Below are 26,670 nucleotides of genomic sequence, written 5' to 3' on the forward strand. Positions count from 1 at the left end.
CTCATAAAGGATTACACCAAATTCCTATACTACATGCTGGTAGCCTATTTAATTATCCACAAAATAAAAAAAGCCTATAGAGAAATTGATTTCTCCATAAGCTCCTTATTACTACAAGAATGCAAACTTCAATTATCTATTACTTTGACATGGCTTGTAAGCCTGCTTGATTCAGAATGTTCACCGGTTTATTGAAATGCGGTTGGAAAAAGAAATCCACATAGGCCAGTTCTTCAATCGTCATTTCATTTTGAATACAAACAGATATCGTATTAATCGATTGTGTCATATCCGCTTTAGAAATGACTTGGGCACCGATGATACGGTTAGTTCCTACTTCATAAACTACTTTTAACATGACCTCTTCGTATGTTGGCATAAATTCTGGTCGATTGTTTTCTTTAATTGTGATACTTTTCACATTCATATTTACAAGTTTTGCAGCACTTTCAGTAAGCCCAGTTGAAGCCATATTATAGTCATAAATATGCAAGCCTGAAGTTCCTTGTGTTCCCATATATTTAATTGTTGGTTTTAATAAATTTTTCGCCACTAAAGCCCCCATACGGACAGCATTTGTTGCGAGTGGGATATAAGCATGCTGTTTAGTCGGATTGTACATGATCGCACAGCTATCTCCTGCTGCAAACACTTGTTCTTTACTTGCTTGCATGTATTCATTAACTTTTATCGCACCGTTTGGCAGCATATCCACTTGCCCTTTTAAAAGATCAGTATTCGGTCGGAAACCTACGCAAAGAATCACAAGGTCTGCCTCGTATTCTCCTTTTGTAGTGACTACTTTTGCTACTTTTCCACTTTTTCCTTCGAAATGTGTGACAGTTTGATTCAATGCCATGTTCACACCGTGATTGATTAATTCCGCTTCAATCATATCTGTATATTCTGCGTCCAAATACTTGCTTAATATGCGATCCTCGCCGTCGATAAAGGTTACTTCTTTCCCGTATACTTCAAATGCTTCGACTAGTTCAACACCGATATACCCAGCGCCAATTACAGCGATTTTCTCTGCTCGTTTAGCTTTTTCAATGATTTGATTAGCATGATGAAAATTTTTACATAATACAATATTGTCTTGATTAATTCCAGGAATGTTCGGAATAACCGGCCAAGAACCTGTAGTCATAACTAATTTATCAAACGAGTCTTCAAATATTTCTTCTGTGTCTAGATTTTTAGCGATTAAAATATTTTTATCTGTATCAATAGTCAATACTTCATGTTTCATCTTCATATTGGCTCCGAGCTTGGCGAGTTCATTTGGAGAAGAATAGAATAAGCCATTTGGATCTTTCGCTACTCCGCCGACATAAAGAGCTATACCGCAAGATAAAAATGATACATTATCATTTTTCTCATACACTGTAATTTCCACTTCAGGATATAATGCTGCTATATTTTTAATTGCTGCTGTTCCAGCATGAGTACATCCAACTACCGCTACTTTCATAATAACGCCTCCTAATAGTGTGAACATCTTTTGTGAAATTATTCACATATATTGTGAAAAAGTTCACAAACTTTATATTGCAATTATATTAAACATTTTTTGAAAATGCAACTTAGGTAATTTGTATATTTTTAACTGTACAATGCAAAAAAATTAAAGCGATACTATTGCGGACTCTTCAGTATATCAACAAATGTACATTTCCTGTAAAAATAGGGACTAACCTATACATCATGTCCGATGCATTCATAAGATACCATGTACTACAAAATAAAGGAGTGAAACTAAATGAGTTGCAATAATAATTGGAATGACAACGATGTTCGCGGTGAACGTGACCGTGATCGTGATCGTGACCGTGACCGTGACCGTGACCGTGATCGACATCATCGACATCATCGACATCATCATGAACATCATCATCATCACCACAACAGATGTGACGATAGATTTGACGATAGATGCCACAACAGATGCAGAAGATGTTGTTTCTGCCCCTTCTTCTTCTAATTCACTTAATCTAGAAAACTCACCTGCATCATGCTGCCTGTTTCCTCCAGAGACAGGCAGTTTTTTGTTTTTCCATACATATATCAAACTTATTGATCGCTTAGCCGTTGCTTTACATTCAAATATTCTATTCAAGTTTATCAGTAAGAAGATGCATAAAAAAAGAGACACCTTTAATTGGTATAGACAACTATAAATATTAACGATACACTAAAACAGGTAACAGTTCTGAATCAAACTTTACGAAAAAGGGCTTTCACAAAGGAGATTAGGTATGAAGGAAAATTCAACATTCACCATTGTAAACTTAACCGTTTATTGTGAAAACGAAACGTATAAAAATGGTTATATCAGAGTGGTTGATGGAAAAATTGCAGAAGTAGGTCCTTTCAGCCAATACAAACAAGATGGCAGCACCAAAGTGATCAAGCTTTCTCCCGCTTATCAAGTTATTCCCGGAGCTATTGATCTACATATTCACGGTGCTGCTAATGCAGATGCAATGGATGCAACGAGCACTGCTTTGACAACCATGGCGCAGACACTTCCAAAAGAGGGAACAACCAGTTTCCTAGCAACAACGATGACGCAATCAACAGAAGCCATCGAACAAGCGTTGTGTAATGCTGGCAAGTATATAGTAAATCAAGAGGATCTTTTAGCTGAAGTGGTAGGAATTCACTTAGAAGGACCTTTTATTGCTCCGATTCGAAAAGGGGCACAGCCGCTTTCTCATATTATTGATCCTGACGTTTCCTTATTTGAAAAATGGCAAGACATCGCACAAAATCAAATTAAACTTGTCACATTGGCACCTGAACAGCCAAACGGCTTAGAACTAACGGCTGCTTTAAAAGAATCAGGAGTAGTAGCTTCAATTGGACATTCAGATGCCACTTACGAACAAGTTGACCAAGCCATTCAAGCTGGTTCATCTCATATTACTCATCTTTATAATGGGATGCGTGGTTTGCATCATCGCGAGCCAGGTGTGTTAGGTGCTGCCTATTTACGGGATGAACTATTTGTTGAGATTATTGTAGATGGTATTCATAGTCGCCCTGAAATGGTAAAACTCGCTTATAATCAAATTACAAGTGATCGCATGATTTTAATTACTGATTCACTTCGTGCCAAATGGCTTAAAGAAGGAACCTATGATTTAGGTGGTCAACCAGTGAACGTGAACGAAACAACTGCAACCCTTGCAGACGGGACGCTGGCAGGTAGTATTTTAAAAATGAATGATGCTATTAAAAATATGATGATGTACACGAATTGTACAATGGAGGATATCATAAAAATGACGGCTGCAAATCCGGCAAAACAACTTAACCTCTTCAATAGAAAAGGGAGTATTACTGTTGGTAAAGATGCAGATTTAGTTATTTTGAACGAAGATTTAGATGTAGAAATGACTTTTTGCAGAGGAAAATTAGCTTACACAAAGGAGAATGCACAATGAAACTTATACAAGTAAAAGATTATCAAGAAATGAGTCAAAAAGCAGCAGATATTGTAATCGAAAAAGTAAAAACGAATCCCCAAATCCAGCTTGGCCTTGCAACTGGTGGGACGCCTGAAGGGCTATACGATCGATTGATTGCCGATCATAAAGAAAATCATACATCGTATGAACAAGTAAAATCATTTAATTTAGATGAATATATCGGTTTAAGCTCTACTAATCCGAATAGCTATCATTACTACATGGCTCACACTTTATTTAATCATATTGATATTAATCAAGAAGACACGAACCTTCCAAATGGTACTGCAGAAAACATTCAAGAAGAATGTGTTCGTTATGATGAAATGATTGATAAAATGGGCGGAATCGATTTACAAATCCTTGGCATCGGACAAAACGGGCATATCGGCTTCAATGAACCTGGTACATCCTTTGCATCAAAAACCCAAGTTGTTGACCTTGCACAATCGACAATTGAAGCAAATGCTCGCTATTTCAACTCAATTGATGAAGTGCCAACACAGGCTGTAACAATGGGAATTGCCTCAATAATGAAAAGTAAGGAAATTATCCTCCTAGTATCTGGGGTAGCAAAATCAGAGGCCCTTAAACAACTAATAGATGGAGATATAACAGAGGAGTTTCCAGCTTCTATCCTGAAAAATCATCAAAATGTTACGATTATTGCTGATCAAGATGCATTATCTAAAGTACACGTCCAAAGAGGATCAGCTTCTCGTGATTGATAAAAGCTCTCCAATTCCAATTTATTACCAAATTGAAGAAAGCATTAAACGGCAAATAGATGCAGGTGATTTACTCCCGCACAATGTACTTCCATCTGAACGTGAATTTGCAGAGCAATTGGAAATTAGTAGAATGACGGTTCGTCAGGCTATTAATAATTTGGTTAATACTGGATACTTATATCGCCAAAAGGGACGCGGAACATTTGTCGCAGAAAAAAAGCTAGAACAACAACTCTTAGGCTTAACCGGTTTTACAGAAGAGATGAAAGCTCGTGGCATGACACCAAGCAGCAAACTGCTTAGTCTCGATACGATTCCCTCAAGCGAGAAGATTGCAAGTCAATTACACGTAACAACGAATGCACCAATTTATGAGATTATCCGAATTCGTTTGGCGGACAATGTACCCATGGCTCTTGAAACTGCCTATATGTCTGCCGATTTAATAAAAGGATTAACAGCTGAGATTATCAACTATTCCATCTATCAATATGTCGAGAACCATCTTGGACTTAAAATCGGCTATGCAACGCAATCGTTAGAATCTACTATTGCAACAGATGTAGAAATAGCATCTTTATCGATAGCTAAACATTCGCCAATTTTACTAATTGAACGAACGACTTATTTAGAAGATGGCCGACCGCTTGAATTCGTAAAATCGTCTTATCGAGCAGATCGGTATAAATTCACTTGTACAATTAATAGACGCTGATATTATTTTCAATAAGTAGTGAGTTTCAGAATCAGACCTCGCACTCTAAATCAAAATGTAGTGTATTATTCATTTAGTTTATCCTATAGTTGCGGGTCTGCCCCTATTGGGGACAGCCCTTATTTTTTTCAATCATCAAATTATTAAACAAAAAAACGGCAGGAGCGTTGTCAAAGCAACACTCCCGCCATTTTGATGACCTGAGAGGGATTCGAACCCCCGACCCCGTCCCTGTCAAGGACGTATTCTCCCGCTGAACTATCAGATCGTAAGAATGATAAGATTATATAAAAAACTAATTATTAAGTATATATTCTATTATACGTTTCTATGGGAATAAGTCAATCGTTTTTTTTATAATCTATGTTAAAGGTCATTGTTGATTTTGGCACTATGTTGATTGGAGCGAAAGGCATGAGACTCTTGTAGGAAAAGCGAGTCAAAGGAAGACCGCACTGGCGCACAGGCTGCCCGCAGAAAATAAACGCCTTCCGTTTCAATCAACAGGCAAGTTTAACAGAGCCTTAATAAACAACTCATTATTGTTGCTTTTCTGACATAATAAACGTTTATTCCCATAAACTATTATGTAGATGATGATCACGCATCTTCCTGATTTCCTTTAATTAACTATGTCCAATACCGTTGTATCTCATTTTCATACCATTAAAGAAGATATTAATTGATAATTGTGATAAAATATTTCGGTAAACCCTTTCAATTATTTTATTCAGGGGGTGTTATTTTGGTCAATCAGCCAAAAGGAACGATTAAGGATTGGAAGTTTACAAGCAAGGCATTGGATGAAGAGCTTGATCTGCTCATTTATTTCCCGTCCAACTATTCTCCGTTAAATAAATATACAGTTGTCATCGCCCAAGATGGCCGGGACTATTTTCAAATGGGGCGAATTGGACGAATAGCAGATGAATTACTTCATAACGGCGACATCGAAAATCTCATTATTGTAGGGATCCCATATCGCGATGTACAAGACCGGAGAAAGAAATATCACCCTGATGGCGAACTGCATGCAGCTTATATACGGTTTCTCGCACATGAGTTAGCTCCGTATTTAGATGAAGAGTTCCCTACATATCAAATTGGTTCAGGGAGAGTTTTGATTGGCGATTCACTTGGAGCAACTATTTCTTTGCTAACAGCATTAAAGTATCCTCACACTTTTGGAAAGTGTATTCTCCAATCACCTTTTGTAAATGATGATGTGATGAATGCTGTTAGAGAGTTTAAAGAGCCGCAATTAGTTGAGCTTTACCACGTAATCGGCAAAGGAGAAACAGAAGTTCCAACTACTGACGGACACATAACCAACTTCATTGAACCGAACCGTGAGTTAAATACTCTTATCAAGAATAAAGGATTTACTTTCTTCTACGACGAATTTGATGGTAAACATACGTGGAAGTATTGGCAAGTTGATTTAAAACGAGCTTTAATGGAAATGCTCTAAACTTAATCAACCTTTTTTGAAGATGACGAAGTTTATAAATATTTGTTATAATGATTTCATAACTTGATTTTTTAAAAAATTCAGTGTCAAACTGGGAGGTATCTTTATGAACTATGGCGTCGCTATTTTTCCATCTAAACAACTTCAAGATAAAGTAAACTCGTACCGTAAACGCTACGACCCAAACTATGCGCTAATTCCACCTCACCTTACGCTTAAGTACAATTTTGAAGCAACTGAAGCAGAAATTGAAACAATAGCAGATCAATTAAAAAACATCGCCAAATCCCATAAGCCATTTAAATTAAATGTAGTGAAACCAAGTACCTTTCAACCCGTCAACAACACGATTTTTTTTAAAGTTGAATTAAACACTGAACTTGAAAGTTTGCATAATGAAATGAACCATGCTGATTTCTTCGGAGGTCCATCTCCATATGCTTTTGTTCCACATATTACAATTGGCCAAAAACTTTCAGATGATGAACATTCCGATGTATTAGGTCAGATTAGAATGCTTGACGTTACACACGAGGAAGAAGTAGACAGATTCCATCTTCTTTATCAGTTAGAGAATGGTTCATGGACTGTATATGAAACTTTTAGGCTTGGAGAAGAGGAAAAATAATAATGAATGTAAAAATGGTTACTAACACCGAAGAGAGAGAACTTGCTTATTCTATACGTAAAAAAGTATTTGTAGAGGAACAAAATGTTCCACTTGAAGAGGAAATTGATCAATATGAAGATGATTGTGCCCATTTTCTCCTCTTTAATGAAGGGGATACACCTATCGGCAACGGCCGTTTCCGTATTATAGACGGTATTGGGAAGGTACAGAGGATCTGTGTTCTCTCTGAGTTCAGAGGGAACGGCGCTGGACAAACGATTATGAATGCGATTGAAGACTATGCAAAAATGCAAGATCTTTCAAAATTAAAACTGGACGCACAGACGCAAGCCATTCCTTTTTATGAACGTTTGGGATACCATGTAGCATCTGAGGAATTTATGGATGCAGGCATTCCTCACCGAACTATGATCAAAGATATATAAACCTCCCCCCGGATACTGACATTCCGGGGTTTTCTTAATACATCAAAATCTTCCTTCATATCCCCCAAAAACTTTTTTAAAAAATTCCACATTTAACACTGCCATTTCGCCCTTTTTTTCATAATGTATTGTATGAAACGAAAAGGAGGAATTTTTGTGAGTGAAAAAGAACTGAATTTGGACGATTCCCATAAAAAATTAATGGAATTATTAGTATCAAGGACTTTACGTAAATACGGTTTCAAAAAAGATTCCATCGATCTTTCTGAAAAAGAGAAGAAAAATCTAAAGGAAACCGTCGAATTGCTTCAGAAACAATCGCAGTCTTTTATTAACAACCAGAATCAGATTACCGAAGAAGACGTTAATCCAATCACGAATGTATATGATGGGGAAAAGTGAGCAGCCTCCCTTAAGTTCTTGCAAATTTCACAAACAGAAAATTCTCAAAAATAGACGTTTGCATTGATATATTCGTCCAAACATCGTTTCTCGAACCGCATATTTTAATAGGGACCCAAATAAAAGGAGGATAAAGAAATGAATCAAAATGAATTTCGCACAAGCAATTCTTGCGGAAATAGCGAAAACAGATGGTCAGCTTTAGATTCTCGTTCTGATCATCCATTAGCAGAGTTTTGCGATCATCGTCGTGGAGGCATCGAGCAAGAAGGAAGACAAGAGAATGTGGAGTACCAACTGTCCGAAGAGCTTGTATATATCAAGGACTCATGTGATGTTCGAGTAACTTCAACTGATGTAAAAGCAGCTCTATCTCTCCAAGCCGCCTTACAAGCTGCTATTGCTGTAATTGTTAGCATCACTGTTGGCAGCAGCGAAAGTGCCGAAAGAATTACACAAGAATTGCTTCAATCTTCTAAAATCAGCCAAATTTCACGCCAAAAAACGATTATTGAGAACTCTCGTGACGTTGAAGTTGTAACGACTGATGCTCAAGTTGCCGTTAACATTCAGCTATTGCTTCAATTATTGCTTGCTCTAATCGTTGAAGTAGACGTATTATAAGAATCAAATAATCGAAATACAAAAAAGGACACAGTCGTGTCCTTTTTTTGTGTTCCCTAGATTCTTTGATTAAATAGTCCTCCTTTACCTGTTAAATCAGCTGTTATTTGCTCTACTACATATTGAGGTACTTGTATTTTATAAGAGGAGGAATATTTAGTCGGAATAATGTTTTCAATCTGCTTTTCTTCCTCTTGATCAAGTTGCTGAAATAAAGAGAGGGGCAAGATTGGACTTATTCCCCCAACGGATTTTACCGCTTCTTTTTTCGTTGTAACCATTCTATTTGTATATTGAATATATTCAAATTGTGTAATTGGCATGATGTACCCCATCCTACTCACCTCTTATCTTTTTTATTATTCGATTTCTTTCATGCCCCACTCCACACTTCCATCGTTTAAAGAAGAGCATATTACTCATTTTCTACTATTAAAGACTATATTATGTTAGTTTCACTTTAGCCTATGTTCTGGTATCATGAATCATACAAACAAATATGGCAATCAAAACGCCACCATTTACCATAAAGCATTCAGATAACAACTATTGAATGAGATTTGAGGTTTTTTTAGTATGCAAGCTGCAAAAATAAAAAATGAAATAATCAATTTAACAAATATCTCTGCTGAACAGTTGCAGGAATTATATGTTCAAGGCAAGCGCGGAGAACTATCTTGTCCATCATGTGGCCTTCCCGTGAAGTTATTGTTAGGTATTAGTCATCCACCTCATTTCAGTCATGTTTCACCTGGAATCGCGGATTGTTCGGTCCCCGCCCTTGATGTGACAATAGAACAATATAATCCTATTTTAATAGACTATAAAGAAGAAAATGGATTTAAGATTCCTAAGAGTCGAACCATTACAAAAGAACAGCCTGCACATGTACCGTTTAAAAGAAGTACATCTATAACAGGAAATCCCGAATTCACAAAAGTAAAGCAAAGTCCCCTTCTGATTGAAGATCCGTACTTTGATAAACTGTACAATCATGGAGTGAGTTTGGACAAGGAACAAACAGCAGCAGCAACCACAATTGATGGTCCCCTCCTTGTTCTTTCGGGTGCTGGTAGCGGCAAAACAAGAGTATTAACTGTCCGAACAGCCTATATGCTCACTGCAAAAAATATCAATCCAAAATCGATAATGCTCGTTACATTTACAGCCAAGGCCGCAAAAGAAATGAAGGAAAGACTGCTCTCTTATCCTGAAATGACGCCCATGCTTGTCAATCAATTAGTAACTGGTACTTTTCATAGTATTTTTTATAAAATCCTTCTCTTCCATGAACCAGATAAGTGGCGTCGTGATTTGTTAATGAAATGGGAATGGGAACGCACAAGAATTCTTAAAATAGCAGGCAAAGAAATTGGGCTTGATGAAAAGGATTTTGCATATGATCAAGCGCTCCAACAAATTGGTCTATGGAAAAATTCCTTATTATTCCCTAATGAAATTAAAGCCAAAGACGAATGGGAAACATCTTGTTTGTCTCTTTATAAAAGCTATGAAGAGTATAAATTACAGACAGGAAGCTATGATTTTGATGATATGTTGATAGGCTGTTATTCATTTTTTAGAAATAATCCAGATGTACTAGCAAAATATCAGAAACGTTTTGACTATTTTCTCATTGATGAGTTTCAGGATATTAATAAAGTTCAATACGAATTAATCCAATTCCTGTCCGCACGAACAAAAAATGTTTGTGTTGTCGGTGATGACGATCAGGCAATCTACGCATTTCGCGGCAGTGATCCGTCATTTATTTTACATTTTGAACGAGATTTTCCAGGAGCCACAGTTATAAAACTGACAGAAAATTATCGATCGTCGCATGAAATTGTTGCCAGCGCCAATCGGATGATCAAAAAAAATCAGAACAGGCACCCGAAAACGATGAAAGCTCAATATAATAATGGCAACCCCACCCTATTCTTTTATCCATATGACGAGGAAACTGAAGCAACGATGATTGTTCATGACATCCAGGAGAGAATTACAGAAGGTGCGAATCCAAGTGATTTTGCGATTCTTTATCGAACTCATGCGATGTCACGAGCCATTTTCGAAAGATTAGCCACGTCCAATCTCCCTTTTATTATTGAAAAAGATGCGGATAGTTTTTATGAACGAAGAATTGTTAAAAGCATGCTTGCTTATTTACGATTAAGCAGCCACCCTGAAGAAGCTAACCCAGTTGGAGACGTCTTATCATCTTTATTTTTAAAACAAAGCGTTCTACAAGACATGAAAGCTCAAACGATTCTACAGGATTGTGATTTTATTGAAGCTCTTGCTTTCGTAAAAACTGCGCATCCTTTTCAAGAACGTAAACTTAAATCATTACCTAAAATAATCCGTAGTTTGAAAGGGATGACACCTGCTGCCGCTCTTTTAGTCATTGAAAAGGAAATAGGGTTCGCAGACTTTGTGAAAAAACGAGGTAATGAAGGCAATATTGAGAAAGGCTCTGATGATATTCGTGATCTAAAAGTAGCAGCTAAACGTTTCCATTCTGTGCCTGAGTTTCTTGAACATGTAGACCATATGACCGCTATGGTTCATGAAGTGAAACAACTAGCAAAGCATTTCCATGATGCAGTCCAGTTAACAACGATACATCGCTCTAAAGGTCTTGAGTATAAATATGTGTATGTACTAGGTGCTGTAGATGGCAGTCTTCCCCATGACTTCGCACTGGAGTCACATCGTCAAGGTGACACTGAACCACTGGAAGAGGAACGCAGATTACTGTATGTTGCAATGACAAGAGCAAAAGACGGTCTATTCCTATCTATACCTCAAACACGAAGAGGTAAAACCGCATATCCTTCCAGATTCTTAAGATTTTGAACCCGCTAATTGGCGATTTCTTTATCATCATTAAATGACAAGAAAAGTTAAAGTGAAGAGGGTCTTATATCAACGGCTATTTAAAATAGTTTTGGAACTTATCGTACGAATAATAAAGGACAGTGGATATTACACCACTGTCCTTTTCATTATTCATTATTTTTTTCCATTTAACATATTCGCTAATGTACTAAAATCAAGATTTTTGCCATCTTTAATGATGGATTCTACAATTTTATTTTCCGTTTCTTGATTTACTTGCTTATTAGCAATTTGAGAAACCCGTTTTATCACATTGCGTACTGTCGCTTCATCCTTAAAATTCGCACCTTGTAGGGAGTTTGCCAATTCAAATACATCCTTCATACTTACACCCGTTTTGCTTTCAATGTTTTTAAAAAATTGGTTTTCCATAAAAAGCCCTCCTTCTCTGCAACTATATTATGCAGTTTTGAGAGTTATGTGCCTAATTGGATTGAATACAGCGAATAAGTGATAATAATTGGCTCCGTTCCGGTAAACATTTATGTAACAGTTTTACAGTGATAATGACATGTAATTTGATCATATGGTAGAAAAATAAATAAATACCGCTTCTATTTTCTTCGTTGTAAATTTATCAAGTCAGAAAAAACGGAACAGGCCAATGTTGCCTATTCCATTTTTAGTATTGATTAGCAGAAAGAAGCTCCGACAATAATTAATAAAATGAACAATACGACGATTAATACAAACCCAGAACCGCCAGCAAAACCGCCGTAGCCGTAGCCACCACCACAACAGCCTCCTCCATAACCGAAACCGAACATTAAGATTCACCTCACTTTTCGACTAGCTCACTTTTAACATATGTAGAAAATGACAAGTGTGTATAGGTCTTTTCCTAATAGTGACGCCTAATTCGAAAAAGTAAGATACATGGTCATCCTTTTGGTTTGAACACGAGTGCTCCGATAAAGCCAAAGATAATTGCGGCTGAAATACCTGAACTTGTAATTTCAAACATTCCTGTTAATACACCAATGATTCCATGTTGTTCGGCTTCTTGCATAGCTCCATGAACGAGAGAATTCCCAAAAGAAGTGATCGGTATGCTTGCACCGGCTCCAGCAAAATCAATTAAGTAATCATATAAGCCAAATCCGCTTAATATTGCACCTGCTACTACGAGTATGCTTAAGGTATGACCAGGTGTTAACTTTGCAACATCAAATAATAGTTGGCCGATTACACAAATCAGCCCTCCTATAACAAATGCCCAAAAAAACATTGGTAGCATGAAGCTTCCCTACCTTCATTAAATTTTATTAAATTGTACCTGTTCCATATTCAATTGCTACTGCATGTGCTATACATGGAATACTTTCATTTTGTTGTACAGAAAGTGGTGACAGTAAGGCCCCCGTTGCAACAAACAAAATCCGTTTCAATTTTCCTATCTTCATTTGATTTAGTATATGACCATAGAGAACGGTCGCTGAACAGCCCGCTCCACTACCTCCTGATAGAACTGGTTGATTGCTTTTGTATATCATTAAACCACAATCCCGAAACTTGTCTTTCGCCAAATCAAACCCTTTTTGACTTAATAAATCATAAGCTGTTTCCCTGCCGACATAGCCAAGGTCTCCTGTAATAATTGCATCATATGCATCGCTTGTTAGTTTAAAATCTCGGAAGTGGGCCAATATCGTATCAACTGCAGCTGGGGCCATCGCCCCGCCCATATTGAATGGATCATTGATCCCCATATCAATAACCTTTCCAATTGTAGCAGACTGAATATGTGGAGCTGGACCTCCCCCGCTTTTAGCTTGTGAGACAAGCGCAACCCCTGCTCCTGTAATGGTCCATTGTGCAGTTGGCGGCTTCTGACCTCCATATTCAGTCGGGTATCGAAATTGCTTTTCAATTGCTGCATTATGACTAGAAGCTCCTGTCAATACATGGTATGCACCCGAATAATTTACGATAAAAGCTGCAAGGGCGAGCCCCTCCATCGATGTTGAGCATGCACCAAACAAGCCAAAGTAAGGAATAGCATTCGTTCTAGCCGCGAAGCTCGTCGGTGTAATTTGGTTAACTAAATCACCAGCCAGAAAAAATTGTACATCCTCTTTTTTTACCGTTCCTTTTTTAAGTGCGATCTGTACTGCTTCTTCAATCAAAAGCCTATGCGCCTTTTCATAGGAATCTTGTCCCATCCATAAATCTTCATGAAGAAGATCAAAATCGGCAGCCAAAAGACCGTTCGCTTCAAAAGGCCCCCCAGTTACACCTGTAGAAGTTATGACAGGTTGGTTGGCAAATATCCATGATTGCTTTCCAATAAGCATATTTACCCTCCTACCATGCCAAAGAGTGTTTTTATAATGGCGACAACGAATGCTGAAAAAACACCGAATACAATCACTGATCCTGCAAGCTTAAACATATTGCTTCCAACCCCAAGTACAAATCCTTCTGTTCTATGCTCGATTGCAGCTGAAATAATTGCATTTCCAAATCCAGTAACCGGAACAGCACTGCCTGCACCTGCAAATTGCCCGATTCGATCATAAATACCAAAACCTGTGAGTAGTAAAGCAATAAAGACCATTGTTGCACTTGTAGGATTCCCAACCGTTTGTTCAGTAAAATTAAAAAAATAAATATAGATGTATGAAATCGCTTGTCCTACCGTACAAAAAAGGCCGCCTACTAAAAATGCTTTAACACAATTTTTGGCAATTGGTCGCTTTAATTCATGTTTTGCTTGTAGTTTTTCGTAATTCTTTTGTTCAATGGTTTTGTTTTTCTCTTGTTGTTTCGGCATCCATGGCCCCTCTTTCTTATGTTTTTTCTTCCTTCAATTCAACAAGTTGTTTAAATTCCTTTTTGGCTTTTTCCCTAGGAATTTCATTCTCACGCAGTAGTTTATTTAATCTGACCGCTTCAAGAAAAATTTTATAATCACTTGAAACAATGAAGTGTATTCCTTCAAATTTTTTATTAAGATCTTTCGTTAGTTTTTTCTCTACCTGCTTCATTTTAAATCTGTGCAGATGTTTTATTTTATAAGCAACAAGCATATCTTTTCCATTCTTTACAATGACAACATCATAAATATGGTCATTCTTCTTAACTTCCTTTTTTACAGCTTCTTCATCACCAATATTACGATCTGTTGTATCAATAATATCAATCGGCTTTGGATCCGTTTGCTTTAACAGAGCAAGCCTTTCTGTTTTACCATCATCCTTCGATGCACAGCCACTTAGAAAAAGAGTAAAAATAAAAAGGAGTTGTAAGCATATACGTATCATCATAATTTCACTTCCTACCTTTAGGTCGTATCTTTATCTATTATTGTCTTTAATCACCAACCTTTTTATGAATGGTAGGATAAGGAAATCGATGACATATAAGCACTGTCCTACTTCCTATGTAAAACTTAGCTAACAAAAAATAACCTGACCCTAAATTCGTGGATCAGGCACTACACTCGCGAATTCCTATCAATTATTTTTATTACAGCCACAACCTTTTTTTAGCTTATTATATGAACTTTTTTTTATTGGCTTTGTATAGGGTACACTAATTTTTTTATTCATAATACACCTTCTTCCATTTAAAGTGATATATGGTAATATATGATATTATTTTAAAATTGTATATATTAGTTGCCTATCCATTTGCTAATTAATACCTCAATAATGGAACCAATTGCAGCTACAGCTAATATAAGAATGATAAAGTCCCCTGTCTTAACACCTGTAAGAAATAACAAAGTAATCCCCATACTAACCCAAATCCCAGTGCACCAAAAACAGCTTAATAATTCACCAACCCATTTTCTCAACCCTTTTTCTTTTGGTAACAGGAAAATATCTTTCGTACCATCCTCATTTGTTTCTTCTACCTCATTAAAAAAAGGGCTTCTAAGAAATTCAGTAATTTTGTCGTATACAATCAGCCTCGTCAATCTAAATGATGCAAGACCAAGAATAAGAATCGTTGCAAATGGTATTTCTTGCACTATCATTTTATTCCTCCATCGAATTGAGAATCGTTAAATCAGAAAGTTCATGAATGGAGATACTTTGGGTATGGCTACCTACTTTAATTTTAATCATATCATTTCGTTTACCTATCACTTGAAAACGTACGGTTTGGCCGCCTATCGAAGCTTCACAAAATGGCTTCGGATCCTGGCGAATTAACCCTGTAAGAACACGTCTCATCTTTTCTACTTCTGGTGAATCTTTTTTTTGTTCTTTTACCTGATTCTCTTGATTCTCTTGATTTACATCCGAAATAACACGAACAGATCCACCGGGTTCATGAAGTTCGTTCTTTATCTTTTGAATGGAGTTCAGTTCCGTTTCAATTTCACCTAGTGCATCATATACACCAAATTCGCGTTTAATTTGATCGAATTTAGCTTCTTTGGCTTCCTTTATTACGCGCTCTTCTTCATTTTCTGTTTCTGTGGTTAAACTGTCTTCTGGTGCTTGATCATGATCTTTCTCCTTGTTTTTCTTCGTTTTGGTGCGGTATATTTCTTGCATCTCAGGTTTTTTTGGTTCAGTAATTTTCGGTTGTACAATATAGAATAGTGGTTTAGAATTATTTTCTTCTGACATTTCGAATACCTCCTTTAAATTGAAATGACCGCAAATGATTCTAGTTCTTTAATCGTATATCGGACTACCCTCTTTCCATACTTATGCCTGATATAAACAAAATCATTTTTCGTACTTTCAAACCTGCCAATGAAAGTCATTCCATTATGTGTAAAACGGCAAAGTGGCTTCGGACCGTAAATAGGAAGTCTAGCTAGTATTTCAAGCTGTACGATCGCTTCTTTATATCGACGATTCTGCGTTTTTATCCGAATCTGTTTCACAGACAAAGTTGCCTCTTTACTCTTTAATTTTCCATTCATAAAGAACCTCCTCGTATACGTGAAAACAGGTATATCGAAACTCTTACTAATCATAATCAAGAAATTTTTCCGTCTATGTATCATTTATACGGTTTCTTTTTCTATTTATGACATTTGATTTTTCACAAGTACTTCCTCTTAAACAAAAAGAAGTGGGTGCCCGGTATATTATTTAACAGTTATCTTTAACATAAAAAAACGCTTGAATTTGTATCCAAGCGTTTATATATAAAATATATGAGTCTTATCAATGAAAAAACGTTTTGCTTAAATTAGTTATTTATTTATTTATGCTTTTTTTATCTTTGAATTTATATATTAGAACTAAAAGTAAATGAATTATTATTATGAAGGGAATATAAATATTATAGATAATTTGTAAATTTAATACATCATAAGCTGATTGCAAACCACTATCTATATTTAAAAATTCCTCTGCTTTTAAATATTTGTAAAATAAAAAGAAGCCGAAACTAATAAAAGCTAAAAAACTAATAAATAACAATGAGTATTTATTGAATTTCATTTTTTAACCTCCTCTTCTTTTTTTGCGAATTTTCACTATATTTATTATCTATTATAATTATTTAACATATTTTTATAATCGCCTAATACCTTACATAATTTAATAATGGATTAACACTATAATAAACAATACCAATAACAACAAAAATAACAGTGTGACAATAGTTATTGTCACACTGTTATTTGCTATGCATCATCGTAGCAATAAGGGCTGGAACAGACCAAATCTCTATGTGATTTGGTCTGCTAAGTAATATGCTATTAAAGATGTTTCTTCACAAGAACGGAACTACTTAGTCCAATAAACCCTGCTTCTTTTTGTCTTTATGACAAACCAAAGAAGTAAACGCAAATTTTATCCCATTATATGATAGCCAGAATCAACATGAATGTTTTCTCCTGTAATTCCTCGTGACATGTCACTAAATAAGAAGGCTGCTGTATCGCCAACTTCTTCAGGAGTTGTCGTTCTCTTCAATGGTGATTCTTCCTCAATTTTTCTCAAAATTGAGTTAAAGTCACTAACTCCTTTTGCAGAAAGTGTACGAATCGGACCTGCTGAAATACTATTCACTCGTATGCCATATTTACCAAGATCATAAGCGAGATAGCGTACATTTGCTTCTAGTGACGCTTTTGCTACACCCATAATGTTATAATTCGGCATAACCCTTTCCCCGCCTAGATATGACATTGCAACAATACTTCCACCCTCAGCCATTAAATCTTTAGCTGCTTTTGCAACGGCTGTTAAAGAGAAGGAACTAATATTATGCGCAAGTAAGAATCCATCACGCGACGTTTCCACAAACTCTCCACCCAATTCCTCTTTGTTCGCAAAGGCAATACAATGAGCAATCCCATTTATCATACCAACTTCTTCTTTAATTTTGGCAAAGCATGCTGTAATCTGTTCATCATTGGTTACATCACATTGAAGTATGAGTGATGGTTCACCTTCTAACGTACCCGCAAGCTCTCTAACACTTCTTTCCGTTCGGTCTTGTCCATATGTAAAGATTAACTTTGCGCCAGCTCCATGGAGAGATCTAGCCACTCCCCAAGCGATACTTCGCTTATTTGCTACACCCATAATAATAAATGTTTTTCCTTTTAAAGAAAAAGTCATAATAAAGTCCCCCTGAATTGATACAAGTTATTAGTACCAGATAATAAAATAGTATAGCAAATAGTTAGCAATAACTCAAATTTCTCCGAACTTGTTATCATACTTTTTAGTATTCCTGCTCATTATTTGCGCAATACTAAATGGACGTTGTATTTTCCCTTAACCAACATTCTTTGTTAGCTACCATTAACATGACTGAGTAAAAGAAGATTGCTATAGACCCACCCGCTTTAGGTTTGTTACTATTTCAAGAGGCTTTTGAGAATTGAGGTGGATAGATTTTGGGAAAAAGAGAAACCATTGCCAAAAAAGTTGCTTGGATAAGTTTATGGAGTAATATTACATTAACCTTAGGAAAAATGTTTATCGGCTGGACAGCAAATAGTGATGCTGTATTTGCAGATGGGATTCATTCAGCTGCAGATGTTTTCGCATCTATTATTGTACTACTAGTCCTTAAAATTTCTAATAAACCAGCAGATAAAGAACATCCATATGGTCATGGAAAAGCGGAAATTATCGTATCAGGAATCATCGGGATCTTATTAACTCTCGTTTCAATTTACATAGTCTTCGAATCGATTAGTGGGTTTTTCCACCCAATCGAGGCTCCGAATATTCTTGCTTTATGGATTGCCCTTCTTTCATATGGACTAAAAGAATATTTATATAGGTATTCATTAAAGATTGCAAAACAGCAAAACAGTAAAGCCATCGAAGCAATCGCCTTAGATCACAAAGCTGACATAGTCGCATCAATTGCTGCTGCAGTTGGTGTCTTACTATCGATTATTGGAGAGCATCTGCAAATTATTTATTTAATGTATGGCGATAAAGTAGCAAGTTTGTTTGTTGCTTATTTAATTTTCAAAATAGCTAAGGAAATGCTTACTGAAGCCTTCGATATTCTTCTAGAACGTAGTGTAGATACGGATACTATAAATGCTTATATTTCTATCATTTCTAATTTCCAAGAAGTAAAAAGAATCGATAAAATTCGAGCTAGAGAACTGGGACATTATATTATTGTCGATTTAAGAATTTCAATAGATTATACTAAAAGCATTAAAGAAGGACACGACCTGTCTAGAGAAATTAAATATGCGATAATGAAAAAATTTGACAATGTTCAAGAAGTTCTGATACACCTGAATCCATATTTTCCCGAATAGTAATGATCTAGACAAAATTAAATCAAAAAAAAGACGGAGTAATTCCCGTCTTTTTTAAATTGGCTCTTGCCTGTTGATTGGAACTTAAGGCGTTCGCTTTCCGCGGGCGGTCCGGGAGTCTCCTCGGCGCTGTGCGCCTGTGGGGTCTCCCTTTGATTCGCTTTTCCCTCAGGGGTCTCACGCCTTCCGCTCCAATCAACAATGAGCTTTAATATAGCCTTTAAATTAAATATTTCATGAATACGGTAGCCATTCCGAAATAAACTAAAATACTGATAATGTCATTGATCGTTGTAATAAATGGCCCTGAAGCTACCGCAGGGTCAATTTTCATTTTATGCATAATAAGTGGTACGAGTGATCCTGCAAGAGTAGCGAAAATTAATGTTGTAAAAATAGAAATTCCAACTAAGCCTCCAAGGAGTAGATCACGTTGCCAAATAAAAACAACAATAGTAACAACGACACCACATACAAAACCTGTAATAAGCCCCGTTCCTGCTTCTCTGATAATAAGTTTCCATTTACTCTCATGTTCTAAATCACCTGTTGCAATCCCCCGAACTGCCACGGCAAGTGCTTGTGTCCCCGTGTTTCCTGCCATCCCGCCAATTAGTGGAATAAAGACAGCTAGAATTGCCTTTTGGCTTAATGTCTCCTCGAATTGGCCAATTAAGCTCGCTGTCATCATTCCGAGAAATAATAGTATAACAAGCCAAGGCAGGCGCTTCCTTGCCGCAGATATTGGGCTCTTATCAACAGTATCAAGATTGGATACACCAGCAAGTTTAGAATAATCATCGGATGCTTCTTCATCCATGACATCAATAATATCATCGACTGTAATAATACCTAGTAATCGATTCTGAAAATCAACAACCGGCATCGCAAGAAAATTATAATCACGTATTTGTCGGGCTACTTCCTCCTGATCTTCTGTGACAGAAACAGAGACTACCCGATCATCCATAATTTCAGAAATCATCGTATCATCGTCACTAACAATTAATGTCCGTAATGAAAGAACACCTGCTAGTTTTTTATTATCGTCCACAACAAATATATAGTAAATCGTTTCAGCTTTTGGAGCTACTTTTTTCAAAATATACATGGCGGATCGAACGGTTTGGTTTGCTTCAATCGCTACGAATTCAGTCGTCATAATACTACCTGCTGTATATTCCTCATAGCTTAATAGCTCTTTAATCTCTCTAGCCGATTCATCATTCATGATCGTTAAATAACTACCTGCTTGTTCTTTATCAATTTCATTGAGAACATCAGCGGCATCATCGGCGTACATAAGCGATAGCATATCAGCCGCATAAATAGGAGACATTTCAGCTAATAGTCCTTCATATTCCGTTTCGTCAATTTCCATGATTTCAAACAATGTAGCCATTTCTTCTGGAGATAAATAGTGGTAGACTTTGGGACGTAGTTCTTCATTCAGACTTGTAAAAAAATTCGCTTGATCGTACGGGTGAGACTCTATGAATTCAGTCCTAAATACATCAATTTGGTCATCTATTAATGCTTGAATAAGCAATTGTTCATTTATTTGATTATTTTGCTTTTTTTGAGAATCAACAGTTCCCATTTTATACCTCCTCCTTTCTTTAATACTTCATGATCAGATATGTCATACATATTCTTATTAGTAATCGTACATCTTAGTGATAACATACAAGTAGATATACATTATTATTATTCTAACAAGTTTGCAGGTGAAAGAATGAAAATTGACATTATTGGTGATATCCATGGCTGTTATGAAGAATTTACCCAATTAACCGAAGTATTAGGCTATTCATGGGAAAAAGGGTATCCAGTTCATCACGATGGTCGAATCCTAGGTTTTGTAGGTGATCTTACGGATAGAGGTCCACAATCATTAAAAGTCATTGAAATCGTGTATGAACTTGCTATTGTTCATAAATTAGCTCTATATGCTCCTGGAAATCATTGCAATAAACTGTATCGTTATTTTTCTGGAAACAAAGTACAGATTACGCATGGACTTGAAACGACAGTAGCTGAGTATAAACAGCTGCCTGAGCGCCATCAAAAAATAATTCGTAAGAAATTCATGGACTTATACGAGCAATCTCCGCTCTACCAAGTAACTGACAATGAAAAACTAGTAATAGCTCACGCAGGTATACGGTCTGATTATATTGGAAAAATGAATGATAAAGTGAAGTCATTTGTCCTATATGGCGATGTTTCGGGTGCAAAACATCCTGATGGTTCTCCTATTCGACGAGATTGGGCTCCATATTATCAAGGTCAGGCTATAATCGTTTATGGCCATACCCCAGTTTTAGAACCAAGAAATGTAAACAGAACCTATAATATCGATACAGGATGTGTATTTGGAGGAAAACTAACTGCACTGCGTTACCCTGAGTTAAAAATGATTTCTGTACCATCTACTCTGCCTTTTTTTGCAGAAAAATTCAAGACAAGATTTGATGAATCATGAAGTTACTTTATTAAGTCTATTTATATGACAAAGGGTCAGACCTCACAAACACTATATACAGTCATTTACACGTAAATGTAATACTTTAAACTGTATGTAGAGTAATCTCGGTCTGACCCTTAACAGCCTCTATTTCATCTAATAAATATGCGTTAAAAGTTGTTGAAAATCCGCAGGCGGTTTCTCATGAAACGTGAGAGTTATTCCAGTAACTGGATGAATAAACGTTAAATGGCAGCAATGCAACGCTTGTCTTGATATTCTATCAAGCTGTCCGCCATATAAATCATCTCCACAAAGAGGATGACCGATATAGGCCATGTGAACACGGATTTGATGTGTTCTACCCGTTAACAGTTGTAATGATAAATGAGTATAATTCTCTCCCGACTGCAATACCTTGAATTTCGTACAGGCATATTGACCGTCTTCTCTTACCTCGCGTTCGATAATACTCGTTTCTTTCCTCCCAATTGGAGCTTCTATATTTCCTTGCTTTTCTTGAAAATCTCCTTCAACAATCGCTTCATACGATCGACAGACTCTTCCTGCTTTCTGCTGTTCACTTAGGAGATGATGGATATGACGATGTTTCGCTACTAAAATCAACCCCGAAGTATCACGATCCAATCTCGTAACGACATGAACAGTCGCAGCAATCTTATGTTTCTGATAATACGATAGTAAGCCATTAGCAAGGCTCCCTGTTGGATGTTCTCTTGATGGAATAGTATTCATATTAGCAGATTTAACTAAAACCATTACATATTCATCTTCAAAAATAATCTGAAGGGGCATTTTTTCTGGAAGCAATCCTTTACTTCCAGCTTCAAGCGGAAATTCTGCGGTCACACGATCTCCCATTTTAAGTACGTAACGGACCGTCACTTCTTCTTTATTGACACTCAACTTTCCACCGTCAAATTTAATAGCGGTTAACGCGCGTTTTGAAATACCTTGTTCCTCAAGAAAAATTCTTAATAACTTTCCCGCATCACTCTTTCCGACATTCCAATTTAATCGAAATGGCGATCCAATTTTGTTTGACATAACACCCATAACTCCTTAATTCGCAATGAACGAATCATGCACTCGCTTCCAGAACGGAAACGGTCTAAACCGAGCAAACCGAATTTTCTCATCTGCAACTCTAAATTGTATCGATTTTACATCTTCATGAAGCAATGAAAGGTGATCAATGGTAATTTGAAAATCAACATTGTTAACTGGCTTTAACATGCATGTATGATGAGCAGGCAAGACTAGTGGTGATCCTACCGTCCGAAACACACGGTTATTAATCGAAGCCATTTCTGCAAGTTGAATAGACGGAATGGACGGATGAATTAGCGCTCCACCGAGTGCCTTATTGTATGCCGTACTACCTGAAGGTGTTGATACACAAAGTCCATCTCCCCTAAATGTTTCAAAATGCTCACCGCGCATTTCCACATCCATTACGAGAGTACCTTCCACACTTTTAACAGTTGATTCATTCAGTGCTAAAAAACGAGACTCCCTCCCGCCATGCTGATACCTGATGATCACTTCAAGAAGGGGGTATTCAACGACTTGAAATGGAGTTTTCGCCAAAGCAATCACTAGCTTTTCGATTTCTTCAGGAGTCCAATCTGCATAAAAACCAAGGTGGCCTGTATGAACGCCAACAAATGCGGTTTTATCAAGGCGGTTTTTATAGCGATGAAAAGCATATAGTAACGTACCGTCTCCCCCAACTGAAATGACTATATCTGGCTGGTCTTCGTCATACTCTAAATTAAAATCTTGGAGATACGTCCTCATACGTTGCTTTAAATTATTTGACTTCGAATCTCCCTTTGAAGTTATGGCAAATTTCATACAATTCCACCTCATGTTTTCTACTGCTCAATCTTTTGATTTATCTTTTTTTCGTGAAAAAACACGCTGAGCTTCCTGTATCTCGAGTCGTATCTGCGACATTTCCTCGTCCAACAAGAAAGCAGCTTCAGCTGCTCGCTGCAGGCGTACACGTATATCTTCCGGAAAATCCCCGCGATATTTATAATTTAGAGAATGCTCAATCGTTGCCCAAAAATTCATAGCGAGTGTCCGGATCTGAATTTCAATGAGAATCTTTTTTTCACCATGGATCGTTTGGACTGGGTATCGAAGAACGACATGATAGGAACGATAACCACTCACTTTTTTATGAGAGATATAATTTCGTTCCTCAACGATTTCAAAATCATTTCGGGCCCTTAGTAATTCCACTACTTTTGTTATATCATCCACAAATTGACACATCATCCGTAATCCTGCAATATCTTGCATTTCGGTTGCCAATTTATCTAGCGGGATATTCTTCTGTGCTGCTTTATCCAAAATACTTACAATCGGCTTTACTCGACCCGTCACAAATTCGATTGGTGAATGTACATGGTCGCGTTCGAATTCATTTCGTAATCCTTTTAACTTTACCTTTAGTTCTTCAACCGCTTGTTTGTATGGAGCCAAAAAGTCATCCCAATGTTCCATTGCCACACCACCTGTTCATAGAAAAGCGCAAGCGCCTATTAAAGAACTTCAATTATGGTCTGCTAAGCCTGTTTTTGAATCAAGTTATTACATTCTGTACAACTCCGCAATCAAGGCGCTTTAACTAGACAGACAAATAAAGTATTTAGGCTTCTTACGCTAGCGCCAAAATTTATTAAATTCGCATACCCTAAAAAAACTGCTGCTACTCATTGGTTAAAATAACCAATGAATAGCAACGTTCAAACTTTACATATATTCAGTGCAAATAGAGGATTAAGAAATAAACATGCGTTCCACTTTTGCTACAAACTCTTCCCCGTAATTTCCATTTCCCTCAATATTGTCAATTAAATAAGTAAGTTCTTCATAAATACCCGATAATTCTAGCGTTTTATCCCCAGACTTCAGGATGACTGGCAATCTCTCTGCCATGGCTTGTTTCAAAGATGCCCATATTGCTTCAGGCAAGAAAATATATGTATAACTTTCAGCATTTTCTGCTAAATAAATGAATGAAGCGTTATCTGAATCTACGATTACTTGCTCTTTCGGTAATAGATGAGCAATCTCTATTACTTTCTCAGGAATCAAAACCAGATTTCCAACTTCGATAACCGCTTCTTTAATTTGTATATTCTCTCTCATGAACCCCTCAACCTCCCATTTTAACGATTATATTTTATCACATCCTACAAGGTATTCCTAAATATTCAGGGTTGTAATAGCAAATTTTCAAATTGATCACATTTTATTACAAGTTCTTGTTGATGAATTATTACAAAAACGTATATGATACGGATAAAGTGTTACTTTCATCAGGAGTCTTTATCCACCTCCCTATCTATTTTTTCTTATTCGATTTACAAATCTAAGGGTAGGATTTACTGCCTATTAAACCTTTTTAAAAAAGGCTGTTTTCACATACTTTGTTGCTTTTCAATCATTTTTACACTAATAACCCGGGTTGATTTCCGTTGCAGGTACTCGCTTTCCGCGGGCGGTCTCAGAAGCCTCCTCAGTGCTTTGCACTTGCGGGGTCTCCCTCTACACGCTTTTCCCGCAGGAGTCTCGCACCTTCCACTACAATCAACATCTGTTCGAATTAGTTTCTTGCTAAAAACAACAATCTTTACGAAAAGAGCCTTAAAAAAAGATTGCCTAGAAAGGAAGTACCTAATGAACCAGCATCTTGAAATTGAATTCAAAAACATACTAACTAAAGAAGAATTTCAACTATTGGTACAAAATTTTTCTGTTAAAAAAACAGATTTTACCTATCAGGAAAATCACTATTTTGACACTCCACAATTTTCACTAAAAGAAAACGAATCAGCACTCAGAATTCGCCATAAAAAAGGAAATTATGAGCTAACATTAAAACAGCCAGCGAAAGAAGGTTTACTTGAAACAAATCAGCTCCTGTCAAAAGAAGAAGCTCATTCACTACTTCAAGGAAGTCGCATTCCCAATGGGGATATTGCCACTTTAATTGGTGAAATGGGAATTCATTCGGACGTGCAATTTTTCGGCACGCTCGCGACGAATCGTGCTGAGTTTCCTTATCAAGGCGGTCTACTTGTCCTTGATCATAGCCTTTATTTAAATACCGAGGATTTTGAAGTAGAATTTGAAGTGACGAATACATTGGAAGGCAAAGAAATTTTTGAAAAATTACTAAAATCCCTTCAAATTCCTATCCGAAAAACCGAAAATAAGGTTAGACGATTTTACAATGCTAAGCAGAAGCAAAATTAATCACTACCGTATTCAGAGGTGTATATATTGAAAATAGAAGATTTTAAAACTTTAATAGAACTTCAAGCTCTTCAAGGATTACATGCAAAGACTAGTACAGAAGAATCAACTTCAAATGGCATGTTTCAACAGCTTTTATCGGAATTCATAACAAAGGACCCTAGTGTACAATCTGATATGCAGACACTAGGAACTGTGTATGACAAAATTAGCGAAGGATCTTCATTAAATGGCTTATCAAATCAGCTGCCGATCAACATTTCACCAAGTTTACCGACGACCTTTAACACTGGCGCTATAGAAAAAACAGATTATGATCATATAATACGTGAAGCAGCTTTGCGATATAATATCCCAGAAAAGCTGATTAAGTCCGTCATTTTGCAAGAGTCTAATTTTAACACTTTAGCTAAAAGCCATGCAGGGGCATCCGGACTTATGCAACTTATGCCCACAACAGCAAAAGATCTTGGCGTGACAAATATTTTCGACCCTATTCAAAACATTATGGCTGGAAGTAAATACTTAAGTAATATGCTAAACCGTTATAACGGAGATACAAAACTCGCACTCGCTGCCTATAATGCTGGCCCCGGAAATGTAGACAAGCATAATGGTATCCCACCATTTAAAGAAACACAAAACTACGTTCAAAAAGTCATGAATTCATATTTAGGCTAATAACGATCCTAATATCAGTATTTTATGATGAATATTAGAAGCACCTAAAAGATGATAAATCTTTTTAGGTGCTTTTTAATTGGTCTAGGAAGTCTTTTCAATATGTTCTATTACAATGTGTAGTAGTACAGAATATCTAATTTCC

The 26,670-nt window shown here is 36.7% G+C and carries 32 protein-coding genes and 1 tRNA gene; 13 read left to right on the forward strand and 20 right to left on the reverse strand.

Features of this window, described 5'->3' with window-relative positions; all coding sequences use genetic code 11:
• Positions 1-139 precede the first annotated feature (139 nt).
• Both HNP81_RS02015 and HNP81_RS02020 read right to left on the reverse strand, forming a co-directional pair.
• A complete protein-coding gene (locus tag HNP81_RS02015) occupies positions 140-1,474 on the reverse strand; it encodes an FAD-dependent oxidoreductase (RefSeq protein WP_028393102.1) in 1,335 nt (444 codons plus the stop codon).
• A 246-nt stretch (positions 1,475-1,720) separates the two neighbouring features.
• Positions 1,721-2,071 (reverse strand): hypothetical protein, encoded by a 351-nt coding sequence (locus HNP81_RS02020; RefSeq protein ID WP_182501386.1) that lies wholly within the window; start codon positions 2,069-2,071, stop codon positions 1,721-1,723.
• 187 nt (positions 2,072-2,258) lie between these two features.
• Between HNP81_RS02020 and nagA the strand changes: the two genes are divergently transcribed.
• Genes nagA through HNP81_RS02035 form a run of 3 tightly spaced genes read left to right on the forward strand, consistent with a single transcriptional unit; the run spans position 2,259 to position 4,919 of the window.
• On the forward strand, positions 2,259-3,449 hold the full coding sequence (nagA, locus tag HNP81_RS02025; RefSeq protein ID WP_182501387.1) for an N-acetylglucosamine-6-phosphate deacetylase: 1,191 nt from the start codon (positions 2,259-2,261) through the stop codon (positions 3,447-3,449).
• Complete coding sequence (nagB, locus tag HNP81_RS02030; RefSeq protein WP_182501388.1) at positions 3,446-4,201, forward strand: glucosamine-6-phosphate deaminase; 756 nt, start codon at positions 3,446-3,448, stop codon at positions 4,199-4,201. The genes nagA and nagB overlap by 4 nt, the downstream gene beginning before the upstream one ends.
• Positions 4,194-4,919, forward strand: coding sequence for a GntR family transcriptional regulator (locus HNP81_RS02035; protein ID WP_312859638.1), 726 nt, complete (start codon positions 4,194-4,196; stop codon positions 4,917-4,919). The genes nagB and HNP81_RS02035 overlap by 8 nt, the downstream gene beginning before the upstream one ends.
• Before the next feature lie 196 nt (positions 4,920-5,115).
• On the opposite strand, the gene HNP81_RS02040 is transcribed toward HNP81_RS02035, so the two are convergent.
• A tRNA-Val gene (locus tag HNP81_RS02040) sits at positions 5,116-5,187 on the reverse strand.
• A gap of 477 nt (positions 5,188-5,664) precedes the next feature.
• Between HNP81_RS02040 and HNP81_RS02045 the strand changes: the two genes are divergently transcribed.
• The 5 genes from HNP81_RS02045 (at position 5,665) to HNP81_RS02065 (ending at position 8,472) form a co-directional block, all read left to right on the forward strand.
• Entirely contained in the window at positions 5,665-6,390 is a 726-nt protein-coding gene (locus HNP81_RS02045; protein ID WP_182501390.1) for an alpha/beta hydrolase, read from the forward strand.
• A 106-nt stretch (positions 6,391-6,496) separates the two neighbouring features.
• Positions 6,497-7,018: a YjcG family protein gene (locus HNP81_RS02050; protein ID WP_182501391.1), complete on the forward strand. Its 522-nt coding sequence runs from the start codon at positions 6,497-6,499 to the stop codon at positions 7,016-7,018.
• A 2-nt stretch (positions 7,019-7,020) separates the two neighbouring features.
• Positions 7,021-7,446: a GNAT family N-acetyltransferase gene (locus HNP81_RS02055; RefSeq protein WP_182501392.1), complete on the forward strand. Its 426-nt coding sequence runs from the start codon at positions 7,021-7,023 to the stop codon at positions 7,444-7,446.
• 156 nt (positions 7,447-7,602) lie between these two features.
• Positions 7,603-7,848, forward strand: coding sequence for a hypothetical protein (locus HNP81_RS02060; protein WP_182501393.1), 246 nt, complete (start codon positions 7,603-7,605; stop codon positions 7,846-7,848).
• Positions 7,849-7,986: 138 nt separating this feature from the next.
• Positions 7,987-8,472 carry a spore coat protein gene (locus HNP81_RS02065; RefSeq protein ID WP_182501394.1) on the forward strand — a complete coding sequence of 162 codons (486 nt, stop codon included), beginning with the start codon at positions 7,987-7,989 and terminating at the stop codon, positions 8,470-8,472.
• Between the two features lie 56 nt (positions 8,473-8,528).
• On the opposite strand, the gene HNP81_RS02070 is transcribed toward HNP81_RS02065, so the two are convergent.
• Positions 8,529-8,795 (reverse strand): hypothetical protein, encoded by a 267-nt coding sequence (locus HNP81_RS02070; protein ID WP_182501395.1) that lies wholly within the window; start codon positions 8,793-8,795, stop codon positions 8,529-8,531.
• Between the two features lie 253 nt (positions 8,796-9,048).
• Here HNP81_RS02070 and HNP81_RS02075 point away from each other — a divergent pair, with 253 nt between their 5' ends.
• The gene (locus tag HNP81_RS02075; RefSeq protein WP_182501396.1) at positions 9,049-11,331 is read left to right on the forward strand and encodes an ATP-dependent helicase; all 2,283 of its coding nucleotides are present in this window, start codon (positions 9,049-9,051) and stop codon (positions 11,329-11,331) included.
• Between the two features lie 156 nt (positions 11,332-11,487).
• Here the strand turns inward: HNP81_RS02075 and spoVIF are convergent, their stop codons facing one another.
• From spoVIF to fabI, 11 genes are all read right to left on the reverse strand, one after another.
• The gene (gene spoVIF / locus HNP81_RS02080) at positions 11,488-11,745 is read right to left on the reverse strand and encodes a sporulation-specific transcription regulator SpoVIF (protein WP_182501397.1); all 258 of its coding nucleotides are present in this window, start codon (positions 11,743-11,745) and stop codon (positions 11,488-11,490) included.
• A 260-nt stretch (positions 11,746-12,005) separates the two neighbouring features.
• Positions 12,006-12,140 (reverse strand): YjcZ family sporulation protein, encoded by a 135-nt coding sequence (locus tag HNP81_RS02085; RefSeq protein ID WP_182501398.1) that lies wholly within the window; start codon positions 12,138-12,140, stop codon positions 12,006-12,008.
• A 113-nt stretch (positions 12,141-12,253) separates the two neighbouring features.
• Entirely contained in the window at positions 12,254-12,610 is a 357-nt protein-coding gene (gene spoVAE, locus HNP81_RS02090; protein WP_028393114.1) for a stage V sporulation protein AE, read from the reverse strand.
• Between the two features lie 28 nt (positions 12,611-12,638).
• Positions 12,639-13,667 carry a stage V sporulation protein AD gene (spoVAD, locus tag HNP81_RS02095; protein ID WP_182501399.1) on the reverse strand — a complete coding sequence of 343 codons (1,029 nt, stop codon included), beginning with the start codon at positions 13,665-13,667 and terminating at the stop codon, positions 12,639-12,641.
• Between the two features lie 2 nt (positions 13,668-13,669).
• Positions 13,670-14,146 carry a stage V sporulation protein AC gene (gene spoVAC, locus HNP81_RS02100; RefSeq protein WP_028393116.1) on the reverse strand — a complete coding sequence of 159 codons (477 nt, stop codon included), beginning with the start codon at positions 14,144-14,146 and terminating at the stop codon, positions 13,670-13,672.
• A gap of 16 nt (positions 14,147-14,162) precedes the next feature.
• Positions 14,163-14,639, reverse strand: a complete 477-nt coding sequence (locus tag HNP81_RS02105) for a hypothetical protein (RefSeq protein ID WP_051405060.1) — start codon at positions 14,637-14,639, stop codon at positions 14,163-14,165.
• Positions 14,640-14,989: 350 nt separating this feature from the next.
• On the reverse strand, positions 14,990-15,355 hold the full coding sequence (locus tag HNP81_RS02110) for a DUF1360 domain-containing protein (protein WP_034302094.1): 366 nt from the start codon (positions 15,353-15,355) through the stop codon (positions 14,990-14,992).
• Position 15,356: 1 nt separating this feature from the next.
• On the reverse strand, positions 15,357-15,956 hold the full coding sequence (locus tag HNP81_RS02115; protein WP_182501400.1) for a hypothetical protein: 600 nt from the start codon (positions 15,954-15,956) through the stop codon (positions 15,357-15,359).
• 14 nt (positions 15,957-15,970) lie between these two features.
• Positions 15,971-16,258: a hypothetical protein gene (locus HNP81_RS02120; protein ID WP_182501401.1), complete on the reverse strand. Its 288-nt coding sequence runs from the start codon at positions 16,256-16,258 to the stop codon at positions 15,971-15,973.
• A 280-nt stretch (positions 16,259-16,538) separates the two neighbouring features.
• Positions 16,539-16,784, reverse strand: coding sequence for a hypothetical protein (locus HNP81_RS02125; RefSeq protein WP_182501402.1), 246 nt, complete (start codon positions 16,782-16,784; stop codon positions 16,539-16,541).
• Positions 16,785-17,138: 354 nt separating this feature from the next.
• The gene (gene fabI / locus HNP81_RS02130) at positions 17,139-17,912 is read right to left on the reverse strand and encodes an enoyl-ACP reductase FabI (RefSeq protein ID WP_182501403.1); all 774 of its coding nucleotides are present in this window, start codon (positions 17,910-17,912) and stop codon (positions 17,139-17,141) included.
• A 278-nt stretch (positions 17,913-18,190) separates the two neighbouring features.
• Here fabI and HNP81_RS02135 point away from each other — a divergent pair, with 278 nt between their 5' ends.
• Positions 18,191-19,084 carry a cation diffusion facilitator family transporter gene (locus tag HNP81_RS02135; protein WP_034302097.1) on the forward strand — a complete coding sequence of 298 codons (894 nt, stop codon included), beginning with the start codon at positions 18,191-18,193 and terminating at the stop codon, positions 19,082-19,084.
• Positions 19,085-19,304: 220 nt separating this feature from the next.
• Here HNP81_RS02135 and mgtE read toward each other — a convergent pair whose 3' ends face one another.
• Positions 19,305-20,684, reverse strand: coding sequence for a magnesium transporter (gene mgtE / locus HNP81_RS02140; protein WP_182501404.1), 1,380 nt, complete (start codon positions 20,682-20,684; stop codon positions 19,305-19,307).
• Positions 20,685-20,819: 135 nt separating this feature from the next.
• On the opposite strand from mgtE, the gene prpE reads away from it, so the two are divergent.
• Positions 20,820-21,569 (forward strand): bis(5'-nucleosyl)-tetraphosphatase PrpE, encoded by a 750-nt coding sequence (prpE, locus tag HNP81_RS02145; RefSeq protein WP_028393124.1) that lies wholly within the window; start codon positions 20,820-20,822, stop codon positions 21,567-21,569.
• Between the two features lie 138 nt (positions 21,570-21,707).
• On the opposite strand, the gene HNP81_RS02150 is transcribed toward prpE, so the two are convergent.
• From HNP81_RS02150 to HNP81_RS02165, 4 genes are all read right to left on the reverse strand, one after another.
• Positions 21,708-22,619: an RluA family pseudouridine synthase gene (locus HNP81_RS02150; protein WP_182501405.1), complete on the reverse strand. Its 912-nt coding sequence runs from the start codon at positions 22,617-22,619 to the stop codon at positions 21,708-21,710.
• A 15-nt stretch (positions 22,620-22,634) separates the two neighbouring features.
• Entirely contained in the window at positions 22,635-23,429 is a 795-nt protein-coding gene (locus HNP81_RS02155; protein ID WP_028393126.1) for an NAD kinase, read from the reverse strand.
• Between the two features lie 27 nt (positions 23,430-23,456).
• A complete protein-coding gene (yjbM, locus tag HNP81_RS02160; RefSeq protein WP_028393127.1) occupies positions 23,457-24,086 on the reverse strand; it encodes a GTP diphosphokinase in 630 nt (209 codons plus the stop codon).
• Between the two features lie 276 nt (positions 24,087-24,362).
• A complete protein-coding gene (locus HNP81_RS02165) occupies positions 24,363-24,734 on the reverse strand; it encodes a UPF0738 family protein (RefSeq protein ID WP_028393128.1) in 372 nt (123 codons plus the stop codon).
• A gap of 531 nt (positions 24,735-25,265) precedes the next feature.
• Between HNP81_RS02165 and HNP81_RS02170 the strand changes: the two genes are divergently transcribed.
• Complete coding sequence (locus tag HNP81_RS02170) at positions 25,266-25,844, forward strand: CYTH domain-containing protein (RefSeq protein WP_182501407.1); 579 nt, start codon at positions 25,266-25,268, stop codon at positions 25,842-25,844.
• Positions 25,845-25,862: 18 nt separating this feature from the next.
• Positions 25,863-26,525, forward strand: coding sequence for a lytic transglycosylase domain-containing protein (locus HNP81_RS02175; protein WP_312859639.1), 663 nt, complete (start codon positions 25,863-25,865; stop codon positions 26,523-26,525).
• Positions 26,526-26,670: the final 145 nt, after the last annotated feature.

This window comes from Peribacillus huizhouensis (assembly GCF_014138605.1).
In the GTDB taxonomy this organism is placed as follows: domain Bacteria; phylum Bacillota; class Bacilli; order Bacillales; family DSM-1321; genus Peribacillus; species Peribacillus huizhouensis.